Below are 16,545 nucleotides of genomic sequence, written 5' to 3' on the forward strand. Positions count from 1 at the left end.
TTGGCGAAGGATCCAGCAGCGAGCGAAGCTGATGTGGCACAAGCTAAGCAGGCATTGCAAGATGCGGTCGATCAAGCCAAGCAAGCGCGTGATGCAGCCAAGACAACGGCTAACGATGCCTTGACATCAGATGACACAACGTCGGTTGCAACGGATCCAGCCGTGGCGGATGCCATGCAAGATTTGCGTGACGCTATCGCCGCGGGGGATGCTGACACCGGCACTAGCCAAGCCATTACGGATGCGACGAATGCATTAGAAAATGCGGTCGCACGGGCGGAAGCGAAGGCGGTTGATACGGCCCCAGTTGCGCAAGAGCCAGACGTGCAAGCGAAGCAAGATGCGTTGAACGATGTGTTGAATGACCCAACGTCAACGACGGAAGCTATCGACCAAGCTAAGCAAGCTTTGCAAGACGCGGTTGATACAGCCAAGCAAGCGCGTGATGCAGCTAACCAAGCAGCCGATACGATTACGGATCAGGTTGCGGCTAGTCAGGATGATGCGGTAAAGGATGCCGTTGCTAAATTGGCGGACGCAGTGAAGAACGCGGCCAATAACGAAGGCACGACGCAAGCGATTACGGATGCCCAACAAGCAGTCGTTGATGCGGTGAAGGATGCGGCTAACACTGCACTGAACCAAGATAATACACCGGTTCAAAATGAAGCGAAGGTAATTGATGCCAAGCAACAGTTGACGGATGTTTTGAATAATCCAGATGCCACGCCAGAGCAAATTGTTGATGCGACGAACGCTTACGACAAGGCTGTCGCCGATGCGAAGGCCGACCGTGATGCGGCTAATCAAGCGGCTCAGGATGAAATTACGGCAGCTAGTCAGTCAAATCAAGCGAATGATCAATCGGTAATCGACGCGACCAAGAAGCTACAAGATTTGATTGATGCGGCTAAGACTGGTGACCCGAACGCCTTGACCGATGATATTGCCCAAGCCACGCAAGCGTTGAAGGATGCTGTTGCTGAGGCTGGTGGGGCCCAAGATGCGGCTCGTGCGGATGCAGCGAAGGCATTGAATGAAACGACACCAGTCACATATGAACCAGGGCTACAAGACAAGATTGATGCGTTGAATAACGTGTTGAACGATCCAACAGCCACGGCTGACCAGATTAACGACGCGACGCAAGCATTGCGGACCGCAACTGAGACGGCGGTCGATCAACGTTCGGCGGTCGATCAGGATGCGGCGACGGCAATTACAAATGCCCAAGGTTCAAATCAATCAGATGAGCCAAGTGTGCAAGCCGCTGAACAAGCCTTGCAAGATTTGGTTGACCAAGCGAAGACGGATAACCCAGACGCCTTGACGCAAGACATTCGTGATGCAATTAAGAATTTGCAAGATGCGATTGCAGAAGCAGCGGATAATCAAGGGGATGCGCGTCAGGCGGCCCAAGATGCGTTGAATGCGACTGCACCAGTTTCGCATGAGCAGGCCACAGCAGAGGCTATTCAAAACTTGCAAGACGTCTTGAATAACCCATCTGCAACGACAGCTGATATTCAAGAGGCGACTGAAAAGCTTACGGCAGCGACGGCGGCTGATCAGGCTACCCGTGATGCTACAAATAGCGATGCGAATAATGCAGTATCAGCTGCACAATCGTCAGATCAAGCAACCGAACCAGGTGTGCTAGACGCGATTCAACATTTGAAGGACGTGCAAGCGCAAGCCGCTGCGGATTCTTCAGATGCGTTGACAGATGATATTAAGCAAGCGATTGCTGATTTGGCGGCAGCGCAAGAAGCGGCTAAGCAAAATCAGCAGGCAGCTCGTGATGCGGCGGCCCAAGCGATTGCTGACTCACAACCGGTCTCAAACGAGGCGACTGTGACGAAGGCCCGTGACGCCTTGAATCAGCTGTTACAAGATCCAAGTTCTTCAACAGCCGATATTGAAAAGGCGACTGACGCCTTGACTGCAGCAAATACGGCTGAGCAGACGAAGCGTGACGCTATTAATCAGCAGGCAGATGCGTATGAGACTAAGGTTGCTAACTCGAACCAGCGTGAAGAACCGGCCGTTCAAGCCGCTTTGGATGCGTTGCAAGAGTTGCAAGATGAAGCTGCAACTGACTCGCCGGATGCGTTGGCAGACTTGGCACCAGTATCGAATGAGCCAGCTGTTCAAGCTGCTAAGGATGCGTTGGATAAGTTGTTGGCCGATAGCACATCAACGGCGGATGATATTAAGCAAGCCACGCAAGATTTGCTGAATGCAACCAGTGATGATAAGGCGGATCGTACAACGGCGAACACCAATGCGCAAAATGCGATGACAGATGCGCAAAATAGTAAGCAAGCGGATGAACCGGCAGTACAAGACGCACTGAAGCACTTGCAAGATGTGATGGATGCGGCTGCAAATGATGACGCCAATGCGTTGACGGCGGATATCATCGACGCACAAAAGGCGTTGGAGCAGGCGGTAGCGGATGCCAAGAACGCACAAGAACAAGCACGTAAGGATGCGGCGATTGCCATTGCAAGCACAAACCCGGTATCGAATGAACCAGGGACGGCGCAAGCACTGAATAATTTGGAAGCGGTTTTGAATGATCCAAATGCAACCCAAGCTGAGATTACGGCCGCGACGAAGGCATTACGTGATCAAACCGCAACTGATAAGCAAGCGCGTGATACGGCGAATACGAATGGTGACGCGGCGATTAAGCTAGCTCAAGCATCCGATCAATCGGATGAGCCAAGTGTTGTCGCAGCAATCAAGAATTTGCAAGATATCATGACAGCTGCAGCGACGGATACGAATACGGCGCTGACAAAGGATATTACGAGCGCAATTGCAGCCTTGCAGACGGCGGAAGAGACAGCCCAAGCTAACCAAGAGCAAGCCCGTACGGATGCGCAAACAGCTTTGGGTCAAACCGCACCTGTTTCGAATGAAGCAGCAGTGGCTGACGCAATCTCGAACTTGCAAAAGTTATTGGATGATCCAAAGTCGACTGCCAAGGAAATTGCCAACGCAACGACGGCACTAACAACAGCGGTGGCTGATGCGAATGAGAAGCGTGATGCGGCCAATGCCGCAGCTGACCAAGCTGTCTCGGATGTACCAAGTGAATTGGCATCCGAGCCAACGGTGGCGGCCGCTGATCAAGCTTTGAAAGAGTTGCAAGATGCCGCCGCTGCTGATCAATCAGATGCGTTAACAGCTGACATTGAAGCAGCCACGAAGGCGCTACAAGATGCTGTTCAGACAGCTGATCAAGCCCGGGATACGGCCCGTGATGCCGCAACAGATTTGTTGACACAAACGGCCCCATTGTCAAACGAAACCAAGGTTGCTTCAGCAAAGGATGCCTTGCAAAAGTTGTTGGATGATCCAACTTCGACGACGGCTGCGATTGAGAATGCGACAGCGACGCTGCGCGATGCTTTGCAAGCGGACGGCGCTGATCGTAACGCGGCCAATACAGCCGGAACCGGCTTAGTTGATTTGGTTAAGGGTGCACCAGCCTACGCCGATAAGACGGTACAAGATGCTGTGCAGAAGTTGCAAGATGTGATGGCTGCAGCGGCTAAGGATAGTGCAACAGATCTAACGGCTGATATCGAAGCAGCGACAAAGTCGTTGCAAGATACTTTCACAGCGGCCAACAGTGATATTGAAGCTGCCCGTGATGCGGCTAATGCTTTGCTAGGTAAGACGGCCCCAATTTCACACGAGCCAGCGGTTGCGACGGCAATTGCTGACCTTGAGAAGGTTTTGCAAGATGCGTCAAGTTCAGCAGAGTCAATCGAAGCAGCGGCAAAGGCGTTGCAAGATGCCATGACACCAGCTCAAACGGCTCGCGACACGGCTAATACAGCCGGTCAAAAGTTGCTTGATGCAACAAAGAACACGACGGCAGCTAAGGATAAGGGCGTGCAAGATGCCATGAGTCGTTTGCAGGCTGTGATGGCAGCGGCGGCTAAGGATAGCGCCACGAATTTGACGGCTGATATTGAAGCTGCGATGAAGGCGTTGCAAGCGGCTGTTAACACGGCAGACGGCGGTCGCCAAGCGGCAGTTGATGCGGCTAACGATTTGTTGACGAAGACGGCGCCGGTTTCACACGAAGCGGATGTTGCCAAAGCCATCAAGCAATTGCAGGCAGTGGTCAATGACCCAACGGCATCCGAAGCGGATATCGAAACAGCGACGGCAGCTTTGCAAACCGCACTTGATGCGGCTAATAAGGCACGAACGACGGCTAACACAGCCGGTACGCAAGCAATTAAGACGGCGCAAGCATCTGACCAATCAGCTGATCCGGCGGTACAAGCTGCGATTAAGCATTTGCAAGATGTTATGGCCGCTGCTGCGACCGATAGTGCCAATGATTTGACGGCTGATATTGAAGCCGCAATGAAGGCGCTGCAAGCGGCTGTGCAACAATCAGCTAGTGAACGTGCAGCGGCTGCTGCCGCAGCCAATGACTTATTAGGCAAGACGGCCCCAGTTTCACACGAACCAGCGGTTGCCGATGCAATTAGTAAGTTGCAAGCAGTCTTGAATGATCCAAAGGCGACGGCCAAGGATATCCAAGCAGCAACTGCGGCTTTGCAAAGTGCATTAGATGCTGCAAATGCTGCTCGTACAAATGCTAATAAGGCCGGTCACGATGCGGTGACGGCAGCTCAAAATACAGCTGTTGCTGGTGATGCAGCAGTGCAAGCTGCATTGGCTCACTTGCAAGCGATTATGGATGCAGCTGGTAAGGATAGTGCCGACGATTTGACGGCAGATATTCTGGCCGCAGTGAAGGCACTTGAAGCCGCAATTGCAACGGCCGAAGGTAAGCCAGTACCGACGGAAACGCCAGCAGTACCGGCGGCGGTTGCGACACCAGTGACTTCAAGTGGCGAAACAGCACCAGTTGTACCACAGTCTGGTGGTGCGCTACCATATGTCGCACCAAGTAACACAACTGTGCCAACGAATGTTCCAGTCCAACGTAGCGGGTTGTTACCATACACTGGCTACACGGATGACTGGCGTTTGACGGCATTGGGAATCTTCCTGTTCTCAGCTTCATTGCTGTTCGTCGCTGCTAAGCGTCGTAAGCGTGAAGAAGAGGATAAGTAAACAATAATCGGGTCAGCGATGACCAATACGAAGGTCGCTAATCTACCAACTGGTAGGTTAGCGACTTTTTGTTTTGGCCAGGGTTGCTTCCCGTGTACCGCTGGCGTACCACGCTTTTTTTATAATGCCTTCCGGAAAATGCTATAATATCGGGTTGAGAACACTTTCTTTTTAGAAGCGAATAGCGATTTAAGAAATTGGGGAATTGGGAAAATGAAAAGAGTAGAGATGCCAAAAACCGCCACGGCAAAGCGGTTTTTACGTAAAAAATTATACAAGTCAGGGAAAAGCTGGGTAGTTGCTGGTGCGGTCTGGGCAACGGCCATGGCATTCGGAGGGCAAGTTGCGTCAGCAGATGCGACCCCTGTCGTATCAAGTGAAGCAACTAATGTAACGAGTTCAGCAGCCGGTGTGCGTGTGGCACAATCGGTTGTTTTGTCGCAGCCAGCGACTAGTGTGACAACAGCCTCAACGACAACGAGCAGTGTGCCGATGAGTAGCAGCGCTGTATCATCATCAGTCGCAGCATCGTCAAGTACAAGCCTACAAGGCTTGTCAGTCATTAGCAGTCAAGCTAGCGAGACGGCTCGTCCGAGTGCGGTGTCGTCTGATTCAGTGACGCCAAGTATTTCAGCGAGCGTTTCAGTCGCTGCCAAGGTTTCAAGCAGCAGTCAGTCTGTCAGCGTGACCGCACAAAGCGCTTCGGAAAAAACAGCTTCGTCAGCTGAAGTTGTGATTGATGTACCAGCTGGTAGCAGTTTGGCATCAGGGCAACTAGCATCGCTGTCTGCTTCAGCCCAAGCTAGTCATCAAATCGTGACGGTGACACAGAAATTGGCAGCGACACCAGTAACGGCGTCATCAGCGGTTTCTAATGACGCCACGAGTTTGTCAAAGCAAATTCAATATGACGAGCAAACGGCGTCTTCTTACTATTCGCAATTGGTTAGTTTGGCTTCAAACCAACCCGCATTGACGTCAACTGTATCGCAAGCGAACTCAGTATTGGGCCAATTAAATGGCGTGACCACGTCGTTAGCTGCCGCCATGGCAGCAGCTAGTTCAGCTTACGCGCTGCAGAACAGTGCGGCTTTTTCGAGTGCCGTTTCGACGTTGACGACTTTGAGTTCAGCCATTTCATTAGACACGGCCAAGATGGGGGCTTTGGCGAACGGAGCTGGAACCGTGTTGAACGTGGCGAACGCTTCATCGGCCGCCGCGGACACTAAAAACGCCTTGAATTCAACGGCCATTAGTAATCTGTTTGGTGCCTTTACTGGCGGTGGCTTCTTTTCTAATTTGACCAACATGGTGACGGCGTTAGGCGCAGCCGGTTCAGTGGCTAATTTACAAAGTTCTTTGGCTTCGGTGGCCTCACAACTACAGGTGGCCCAATCGACAGTTGCAAACGCATCAAACGCCAGTGCACTATCGACGGCTATGAAGAGTGTTAGTGCAGCTGCTAGTATGACGAATAGTTTGTATACGGCGGTAGCAAGCGCAGCCAATACGGCGGGTAACGTGATGCCATCTGATTTCGTGCAGTCATCTGCAGCCGTGCAGCTATACCAGCAAGCGAACGCGATTTCAGCTGCGATTACCGCCGCAAGTTCAGCGGTCGATCAATTGAATGCTTGGCAAACGTTGCTCGGACCAGTATCGGCTAGTGCGGGTAGTTATTATCGTTCAATTGCGGCGGCCTACAGTCAGGCACAAAGCAACTTGGCAGAGTTGCAAAGCTTAGGCAGTGCGTTTGCTCAGAATGAATCGGCCATTATGTCATCTGGGGCCAAGGCAAAGGATATTACGTCATTAATGTCCCTCACAAACTCACAATCAGCTGCAGCCGTAGCTGACTCGAGTGCGGCTTTGTCAGCGGTAGCGGTTGGTCAAGCGGCGGCCTCATCTGCACTGACAGTGTTGCAAAGTGCGGCCCATACAAATATTGCCGATCAACAGACGGTGCTGACTAATCAGAGTTTGCGCGCAAGTACGGCAATTAAGCAGCTACAATCAATGGTCGCTGCTAATCCCACGAATCAATCATTAGCGCACGATTTGGCAGATGCTAAGTCACAAGTTGCGGTGATTACGAGTGCAGTGAATGCGCTCAAGAGCAATGACGCGCTAGTTGATACGGCGGCACCTGGTAATTTGGCCACGCTGGTTAATAATGCGTTGTTACAAGTGACCCAGGCGACCGGGGCGGCTGATGCAGCGACCGCGGATGCACAATGGATTACAGCGAAGCTAACGACCACTAATCGGCCAGGCGGTCAGGTGACAGAACAGGTGATGGTGAAGCAGGCCACAACCGCTAGTTTCACACAAACGGATCAGAAGTTAACGGTTCCTGGTTATCAAGTGACGGTCGCTGTCAATGGGAAAACCTATCCCTCGCTAGCCAAGGCGATTGCGGCTAATCCAGCGATTGCGCAACAGGATATGACATTCCAAGTGGCCTATACGCCCGATACCCAAAAAGCGACGGTGACGATTGTTGATGCCACCACCGGTAAGACGTTGAATACGGTCAATTTGACAGGATCAACCGCAACGGCGATTGATTTTGACAATGTCGCGCAGTTGGTAAACCAATATGAAACAGCTCACTACTTGGTCACGACGAATCCAACGACGGCAGGTGCCACTTTTGACAGCGATACCGCGACGACACAAACATACCAGGTGGTGTTGCGCCACGCGGTTGGCTCAGCAACGACTAGCCAAACCTACACGAATACGGTGACGTATACAGGTGCAGGGACACAGACGCCAAGTGATGCGGTGACAAGCGCGGTGGTGACCACAACCGCACCGATTGATTTGGTGACGTCATCAGTGATTACAACGACAGACGCCAAGTCGTATGGCGATGATTATTTTGCACCTGTTGCAACGGCAGATGGCGCAACGATTGATAGTGATGGTCAGCTGGTGTTTGCACCGGTTGCAACGCCAACAGTTGCAGGCTATCAAGCGGATACCACGACGGTTACCGGTAAGATTAAATTAGGTCAAGCGACGACAGCGGTGCAACAAGTCACGTACGTCCCAACCACGCAACGAATCGTAGTGACGCTAGTTGATGATACAACGGGTAAGACGTTGGGCACGGTAACTGTTACTGGGCCATCGAATGGCACGCCAAATTGGCAAGCTGTCCAAACCAAACAGGCTGACCTAGTAACAGCTGGTCTACAAGCGTTGCCAGCTAACGACCAGGTACTACAGGGGCAAACTTTTGATGCAGATGACGCCACAGACCAGCAAATTAGCTTGCATTTTGTGCACGGTGTGACGATGGCATCGGTTAAGAAACAACTCACAAATACAATTCATTACACGGGTGCGGGAGCTAACACACCAGCTGATAAGACGCAGACCGTCACGGTCACCAAGACGTATGCGGTTGATCAGTATACGGGTGAGCCGATTTCAGCCACCGCTGCGAGTCAGTATCCAGACTATCAAGCGCCAACCTACGCCGTTTCTGATGATATGGCGACGGTGAGCGAAGATGGTAAGGTTACCTTTACGTCGGTCACGACACCAGAAGTTGCAGGTTACGCGGCAAATCTAACCGCAGTGACCGGTGAAACCAATTTTGACCAAGGTGATACCAGCACCACAGTGTCGTACGCTTCATTGGCCCGAACGGTGGCGGTCATTATTAAAGACGCTGTCACGGGGGAAGTTCTGCAGACGGTCACATTAGCAGGCCAAGCCGGCAGTCCGTTGGACAAGACACCAGCGACTCAGGCGATTACTGATTTGACGAGCCGTGGCTATACTGTAACGGATAATGGTTTGACGACAGCACCAACTGTTATGCCGACGGAAGTTATGTCGCCGATTGTCGTGACGTTGGGTCACCAACAACACGAAGCGACAAAATCTGTGACACTAACCCATACGGTTGTCTATCAAACAGCAGACGGGACGACAAAAGCGCCGACTGCCACACAAACGGCAATCGTTACGCGTCATGTGATGGTTGATGATGTGACCGGTGATGAAAATGCTACCACCGTGACCTATACGGTGACTGGTGATGGAACGGTTGATGCGACTACGGGTCAGGTAACCTTTGCCCCCGTTGATACACCAACGGTAGCGGGATATACCGCTAACCACAAGACAGTAACCGCAACGGCCACGATGACCTCGCCTACAAAGCATGATGTTGTGATCTATACACCAGCAACGCAGACAGCGACTGTCACGATTGTTGATGCAACCACTGGTGCCACGTTGACAACAATGACGTTGACTGGCTCATCGAATAGCACTGTACCAACGGATACCGTGCAAACGTATCTTGATAAGCTAAAGGCCGCGGGCTACGATGTGGCTGGCGCCTTACAGCCATTATTACAACAAACGTTTGATACTGATGATACAGTCGATCAACCTTACAAGTTGACGGTCTCGCACCATGTGAGCCAGCAAAGTGAGACCCGCACGTCAACGAATACAATCAAATATATTGGCGCACCGACGGCTATTGACCCAGTAACACAAACGGTCGATGTGACCCGGACGTATAGTGTTGATGATGTGACGGGACGCGAAATTCAAGCGACGGATGCTGACCAATACGGTACTGCATATCAAGCCGAACACTTTACTGGTAGTGATGATGCGGTTGCCACGGTGGATGGGACGACAGGCGTGATTACCTATCGGACAATTCCAACCAAGCCACAGGCTGGGTATACCGCGAAACCTGATCGCATTGATGCGGTCGCCACGTTTGATAATCTAAACGTTAATGAAGTTGTGCAGTATGACGCCAAGCCACAACGCGCGCAAATTACATTTGAAGACGCTATGGCAGATAAGCATGTGATCACGACTGTTTATCTAAAGGGCGAAACTGGCGGCGCCATGGATCAAACTGAAGTACAAGCACAAATTGCGGCCTTGGAGAAGGCGGGCTATGTGTTGGTAACGAATACATTCCCAACGACGGCAATCTTTGACGCACAAGATGATGGTGAGGCTGAACCATCACAGTTGTATGAGATTGTGTTTAAGCATGGCGTGACAACCACAACGGCTACAAAGCCAGTCAGCAGCACGATTATCTATCAAGGAACGACGACTAAGGTACCGGAAAAAGTTGTGTCAGCGGAAGTGACCAAGACACAGTCGGTGGATGCGGTAACGGGTGATGAAATTTTGCCGGCGGATGCTGCTAAATATGATGGTTACCAAGCGCCGAAGTATGCTCTAGCAACGGAGAACGCAGCAGCTAGCGTAGATGCGCAGACTGGGGTTGTTACGTTTGCACCGGTCACGACGCCAAGTATGCCAGGTTACACGGGTAATCCAACGCAAGTCACGGCGACGGCTAGCTTTGATAATCCAACGACAACTGCGGTAGTAACTTATACGCCAGCAGAACAGACGGCGCTGGTCACGATTCATGATGAAACAACGGGTAAGGACTTGCCAGCGATTAACCTAGCCGGCAAGACCGGTGATGCGGTTGATTTTACAACTGTTGAGCAGGCGTTGCAGGCGTACGTTAAGAAGGGTTATGAAGTTGTTTCCGATCAGGAATTAGTGGCAGGGACGCTATTTACACCGGCCACAGATGATCAGCAAACGTTCCAAGTGACGTTGCGCCATGCGACGAAGTTGGAAACGGCGCCAATTGATATGACAAACACGATTAATTATCAAGGGGTAACGTTACCAACGACGACGCAACACGTGACGGTCACCCGGACGGATACCCGGGACTTGGTGACAAACCAGGTGGTGGCGTCAACGTATACGGTGCCGGCTGATGCGCCAGTCACGATTGACGAGGCAACCGGCGCAGTCACGTTCGCACAAATTGATTCACCAGCGGTGGCAGGATATACAGCGAGTCAGCAGAGTGTGCACCAACAAGTAACGGTGCAACAACCTGCGGTGAACAACACGGTGGTGTACACGCCTGATATGCAAACCGTGATTGTGCAGTATGTTGATGTTAATGGTGATAAGACGGTTGCGACGGTCACGATTAATGGGCGCAGTGATGCAAAAATTGATACGGCAACAGCGGATAAGACGCTGGCTAATTTGAAGGCGGCCGGTTACGTGATTGTTGACGCAGGTGATTGGCCAGCTACTTATGACACGGATGATGCGACACCACAGCAGGTGACGGTACGCTTGGATCATGGCACAACAACCCAGCAAAGCAGTTATCCGGTTCACTATACGGTTAGTGCGGTGACCGCACCAAATGGCCAGCCGGTGGTCGTGGCCACACAAACAGCGACCGTGACGAAGACTGTCGTTGTCGATGCGGTCACGAAAGCGGTACTGACGGATCAAGCGCCAACCTATGCCATCACGGGTGATGCAACTATTGCGACTGATGGGACGGTGACGTTTAAAACCGTGACCGTACCAGCTAAACCAGGCTATACGGTGACGCAATCAACGGTTAACGGCCAGTTAACACCGCAACAGCAAGCCGGTCAAACGACCGTGACGTATGAGCCCGATGTGCAAGTGACGCATGTGATTGTGCGTGATGCAGTAACGGGTGAAACGTTAACTAGTTATCCGGTGTCAGGGGTGACGGATGCAACTGTACCGTTGACGAGTTTGCCGGATGTGGTGGCGAAGTATGTCAAGGCGGGCTATGTCGCACCGGATGCTTTGCCGAGTCAGGTTGCCTTTGGTGCGACTGGTGCGACTGATGTAGTAGTGACCTTAGCGCACGGTTCAGCTGTGCAAGTCACACAACACAAGGTGACGAACACGGTGCACTACGTTAATGCACCAACGGCATTGGCTGATGTTGTTCAGTCAGCAGTTGTGACAAAGACGATTGTTGTTGATGCGGTAACGGGTCAACAAACAGCTCAGGCAACGTACCAAACAACGGGTGCGACAGTCGATGCCAAAACGGGTGTGGTTACTTTCCCACGGGTCACGACCCCAACGCAACCTGGTTATACACCAAATCAGCGCCAAGTGACGGGGCAAACGTCATATGATGCTGATGGGTTAGAACAAGTAACCTATACAGCTGATCAACAACGCATTCATGTGGTTTACGTGGATGACGATGCGCATGGTGCGGTCGTACAACATGGCGCGGATGTCATTGGCCGTTCGGATGAAGATGTTTACTTCCAACCAATTGAATTAGCAAATTATGATATTGCATCAGTTGATATGCAGGATGCCCAAGGCTTTGATCATGATGACAAGCGTGATCAAACAATTACCATTCATTTGACGCATGATGTTGGGACGGTGGTTGTCGCAGTTAACCGCAATGTTAGTTACCAAACGAGTAATGGTTATCCAGCGCCAAAGCAGGTGACGCAACAAGTGACGCTGCAGGGGCAAATGGATTTGATTACAGGTCAGGTAACGTGGCAACCGGTGACGGTAGCTGCAGTTGATACACCAACGATGACAGGCTTTACTGCTGATCAACGCCAGGTAGCAGCGGTGACTGTCACGTCACCAACGGACGTTCAAGATGTGACGGTGCATTACACACCACAGCAACAGCAGGCTCATGTGGTGTACGTGGATGATGACCAAGATGGTCGGATTGTACAAACTGGTCCAACAATCACGGGCTTGGGTGGTAGTCATGCCACAGTAAAGCCGGTTGGCGTACCGCATTATCACGTGATTAACGAAATCGGTGGCATTGACTTTGACTACGATACAACGACTGATCAAACGATTGTGGTGCATTTAGGCCATGATCACCGTCTTGTGACAACGACAGTGCAACGACCAATTCATTATGTTGACCAGCATGGCCACCAGCTTGTACCAGATACTGTGCAAGCGACCGTTTTGACGGGGGATGAAGATTTGGTGACGCAGGTTATTACCTGGTTGCCAAGTGAATTGCTAGCTGAAGCAACGCCGGTAGTGGCGGGCTATCAGACGTCAATGGCTGAAGTCGCAACGGTTGCGGTGACCATGCCAGGTGATTTGCCTGCGGTGACGGTTGTCTATCAACCACTTCCGGTGACGACCGTGCAACCAAAGCGTCCGGTTAAGCAGCAACCAGTTGTGAAGCATGTGCCAGCTAAGTCAGTAGTACGGCCAGTTACGAAGGTAAATACTAAGCAAGTTGTCGCACCAGCGCCGGTGCCAGTCGCAGTTGCACAACCGATGCAAGCGGGGATGACGACGACGGCTAGTGCACCAGCAACGTCAGTGATTACGGCAGCGGAGCGCCCATTGGTAACTAGCGAAACTAATTCAGTTTCAGCAGCAACGTTGCCAGAAACTGGTTTTGAACAAGAATACTGGCTAACGATTGCTGGTTTGCTAAGCTTGTTGGCGACAGCTGGTGTGGTTTTGAAAAAGGTTTTGTAAATTAATGGTACTGGGAGGCTAGAAACCTAGAGTTTCCGGCCTCCTTTCTGTTTGCAGACCTGGTAAGATGGAAGTAAAGAAAAATTGGAGAGGTTTGCCAAAATGGCTAAGAAAAAGAAAAATCCCGTGACAACGTGGGTCAAGCGACTCGCTGCGCTATTTATGCTGTTCCTGATGTTATTTGGTGTGTTCTGGGCGGCGCGTTCAGCTTTCATTCAGAATGAACCAACGAGCAGTAAAAAGGCCCAACAATCATCAGCTAAGGTGGACACGCCGATTGCAGAACTCATTCTAACGAATGGGGAGTCGTATATTTTGCCAGGCACAGATACGATTTCAAAGAATCCGGAAACGGTGAAGTCGATTGTTCGTCAGTCGGACGGTAGCTACATTATTACGAAACCAGATGATCAAACCCGGGTGAAGGTCTTGAAAAACCAAGTTCGCCAGGTTATTCATGAAAAGTAAGCGAAATTGTTTGATACAATAGACGTATTAAAATGGATTTGGGAGATAACGTAATGAAGATTGCAGTGATTGGCTCAACTGGTATGGCAGGACGCGCAATATTTGAAGAAGCAACAACACGTGGTCATGAAGTGACGGCCATTGTCCGGAATGTCGAAAAGGCACGTGCTGAACTTGGCGCCGGGGCAACGCTGTTGGTATCAGATATCTTTGATTTAAAGCGTGCGACGTTAGAACAGTTTGATGTTGTGGTCAATGCATTTGCCAACCACAAGGAGGCATATTTGAATTTGGATGCGGTGACGCATTTGATTCATGAATTCCGTCAATCAGAAACGCGTGTTATTTTCTTATTGGGGGCGGCTTCGTTAATTCAAGCCAATGGCACACGCCTCTTTGATTTCTTGGTCGAGCTACCAGGTAACGAAGCTTGGATTGATGAACCACGTTATGGTGTGCTGGAATTAGACATTTTGCGTGCGACGCCAGATGTGAACTGGACTGGTGTATCACCACAACAAAACTTCACGCCAGGACCAGCCAGCGAACACCGCATTGCGTTGAACGATTTGCTATTGTCAGCAGATGGCAAGTCACATGTTACGGCCGGTAACATGGCGGTCGGCGTGTTAGACGAAATTGAAACACCCCAACACATCCGTGAACGCTTCACGGTTTCAGATATGTAAGTAATTAAAAGTCATCCAGTTGCTTGATAGCGATTGGATGACTTTTTTTGTGTCGTACTATCGCACGAGTAACATGTTCGGCTGGTATCCTGCGCCTTTGTTCAAAACATCGGCAACCGAATGGCGCAGACGCCATACTTCGTCGCAACGTGGCGACCCGTGAGCCTCACTGGTCAAAAACCGTGCCTAAACCACTAATTTTTGGTAAACTTAATTTTCGGACAAACAAATTTTAGGAGTTTTTTTATGACAGAACATTTGGTATTACGCGCCTTGCAGGTGCTATTAATCATTGCATTAATTGGGATGGCAATTCTGTACATCACCACAATGCGTCGCAACAAAGTAAACCTACTCCAAAAGTTTGTCCCGGGATTCATCATTGGGTTTATTACAGATTTCGGTGATACGATCGGTATCGGTTCATTCGCAACGACGACCGCGTTCTTCAAAGGCTTTAAGTGGCTGGATGATGATCGTAAGTTGCCGGGTACAATGAATGCTGGTCATGCAATCCCAGTGTTTGTGGAAGCATTGTTCTTCCTCACATCCGTTAAAATCGAAGTGTCAACTTTGATTCCAATGACGTTGGCGGCGGTGGCCGGGGCGGCATCTGGTACGCGTATTACGGCTAATTGGCCAGTGCGTAAGATGCAACGTGGGTTATCGATTGCTTTGACGCTAGCAGCTGTTACAATGTTCATTAAGTTGCTGACGAATCCAGGCCATGCTGAATCAATGACGACCCACGGGTTGCATGGTTGGCTACTTGTCTTGGGTTTGGTGGTCAACTTTACGTTGGGGGTATTGATGACCATTGGCTTGGGAAATTACACACCAGAGTTAATTTTCTTCTCACTAGTCGGTGTTAATCCATTGGTTGCCTTTCCAGTGATGATGATGGATGCTGCTATGATCATGATGACGTCAGCGATTGGCTTTGTGAAGACTGGCCGTGTTGAGTGGCGTGGTTTCACCGGTATGGCAATTGGTGGTGTTATCGGTGTTATCGTGGCCGCAAAGTTAGTGACCAACATTAACATTGCCATTTTGAGCTACTTTATCGTCGCACTAGCGTTGTACACGGCATTTAATCTATTCCGTGATTCACGTCAACCAGAGCCAGCAGATATTATTAATCGCGATAACTAATTTTTAAAAGCAATGTTGCCAGAAAAAATGGCAGCATTGCTTTTTAATTTTTATTAATCGTGAGAACTAAACAATCATGTTATAATCATGTTATAAGGAGGTGAGGGACGTGCAACATTCTAAGGAATTAAAAGTTAGACGTGTTGGTAACAGCCTGGGTGCTATCTTTCCAGCAAGCTGGGGATTGAGCGAAGGTGATACAGTTCCGTACGAAGAAAACGAAGAGAGTATACAACTTCAGTTACATGAAGCTATTATGAAACATGATCGAGAGTTGATTGAAAAAGGCTTTGAAGATTTCGAAAAGGGCCTCATTGTCTCTGATCAAGAGATGGTTAGTCGGTTTGGTGAGTATGGATGGAAGTGAACCGTATTGAGGAACGTGAATATAAAGTTGTTAAGTTAACCTCTTTTGCGGATTCGTTGGCTGAACAGATTGAAATTTGGGAATCGTTGGGTTTAAGTAAAAGTCAGATTACACGATATGTTACTGACATTCAAACGGCCGTTGACTCGTTGAGTTATTGGCCAGGTAGATTTCAAGATGTGACCGATCAATATGGATTTGTGGAACCTACGCATCGTATTCCAATCGGAAATGTATATGCGGTATTTTATAGAATTAAGCCCGATATCAACTCAGTGATTGTGGGCGCGTTATTTGACCGACGACGGTTTAAAGTTAAATTTTAATTCAACCGTTGATTTCAACTGTTATTGGTATCTGTTTATTGGAAAAGACGCGTGCTATAATGACTATATT

At 50.2% G+C, this 16,545-nt stretch carries 7 protein-coding genes; all 7 read left to right on the forward strand.

What is annotated here, in order from left to right:
* The 7 genes from ACJ28U_RS05155 to ACJ28U_RS05185 all read left to right on the forward strand — a co-directional run bounded on the left by ACJ28U_RS05155 (position 1) and on the right by ACJ28U_RS05185 (position 16,475).
* Complete coding sequence (locus ACJ28U_RS05155; RefSeq protein WP_407618604.1) at positions 1-5,112, forward strand: hypothetical protein; 5,112 nt, start codon at positions 1-3, stop codon at positions 5,110-5,112.
* Between the two features lie 213 nt (positions 5,113-5,325).
* A complete protein-coding gene (locus ACJ28U_RS05160) occupies positions 5,326-13,473 on the forward strand; it encodes a mucin-binding protein (RefSeq protein WP_407618605.1) in 8,148 nt (2,715 codons plus the stop codon).
* Between the two features lie 102 nt (positions 13,474-13,575).
* The gene (locus ACJ28U_RS05165; protein ID WP_099088593.1) at positions 13,576-13,941 is read left to right on the forward strand and encodes a hypothetical protein; all 366 of its coding nucleotides are present in this window, start codon (positions 13,576-13,578) and stop codon (positions 13,939-13,941) included.
* 53 nt (positions 13,942-13,994) lie between these two features.
* Positions 13,995-14,630, forward strand: a complete 636-nt coding sequence (locus ACJ28U_RS05170) for an NAD(P)-dependent oxidoreductase (protein WP_407618606.1) — start codon at positions 13,995-13,997, stop codon at positions 14,628-14,630.
* A gap of 246 nt (positions 14,631-14,876) precedes the next feature.
* A complete protein-coding gene (locus tag ACJ28U_RS05175; protein WP_010375292.1) occupies positions 14,877-15,782 on the forward strand; it encodes a sulfite exporter TauE/SafE family protein in 906 nt (301 codons plus the stop codon).
* Between the two features lie 109 nt (positions 15,783-15,891).
* The gene (locus ACJ28U_RS05180) at positions 15,892-16,149 is read left to right on the forward strand and encodes an AbrB family transcriptional regulator (RefSeq protein ID WP_407618607.1); all 258 of its coding nucleotides are present in this window, start codon (positions 15,892-15,894) and stop codon (positions 16,147-16,149) included.
* A complete protein-coding gene (locus ACJ28U_RS05185) occupies positions 16,140-16,475 on the forward strand; it encodes a hypothetical protein (protein WP_407618608.1) in 336 nt (111 codons plus the stop codon). The genes ACJ28U_RS05180 and ACJ28U_RS05185 overlap by 10 nt, the downstream gene beginning before the upstream one ends.
* The last annotated feature ends 70 nt before the right edge of the window (positions 16,476-16,545 follow it).

This window comes from Weissella sp. MSCH1 (genome assembly GCF_045799135.1).
In the GTDB taxonomy this organism is placed as follows: Bacteria; Bacillota; Bacilli; order Lactobacillales; family Lactobacillaceae; genus Weissella.

Excerpts from the sequence above, each read along its gene's own strand:
- ACJ28U_RS05185 (WP_407618608.1), top strand. The coding sequence starts at position 16,140 with ATGGAAGTGAACCGTATTGAGGAACGTGAATATAAAGTTGTTAAGTTA.
- ACJ28U_RS05160 (WP_407618605.1), top strand. The coding sequence starts at position 5,326 with ATGAAAAGAGTAGAGATGCCAAAAACCGCCACGGCAAAGCGGTTTTTA.
- ACJ28U_RS05170 (WP_407618606.1), top strand. The coding sequence starts at position 13,995 with ATGAAGATTGCAGTGATTGGCTCAACTGGTATGGCAGGACGCGCAATA.
- ACJ28U_RS05165 (WP_099088593.1), top strand. The coding sequence starts at position 13,576 with ATGGCTAAGAAAAAGAAAAATCCCGTGACAACGTGGGTCAAGCGACTC.
- ACJ28U_RS05175 (WP_010375292.1), top strand. The coding sequence starts at position 14,877 with ATGACAGAACATTTGGTATTACGCGCCTTGCAGGTGCTATTAATCATT.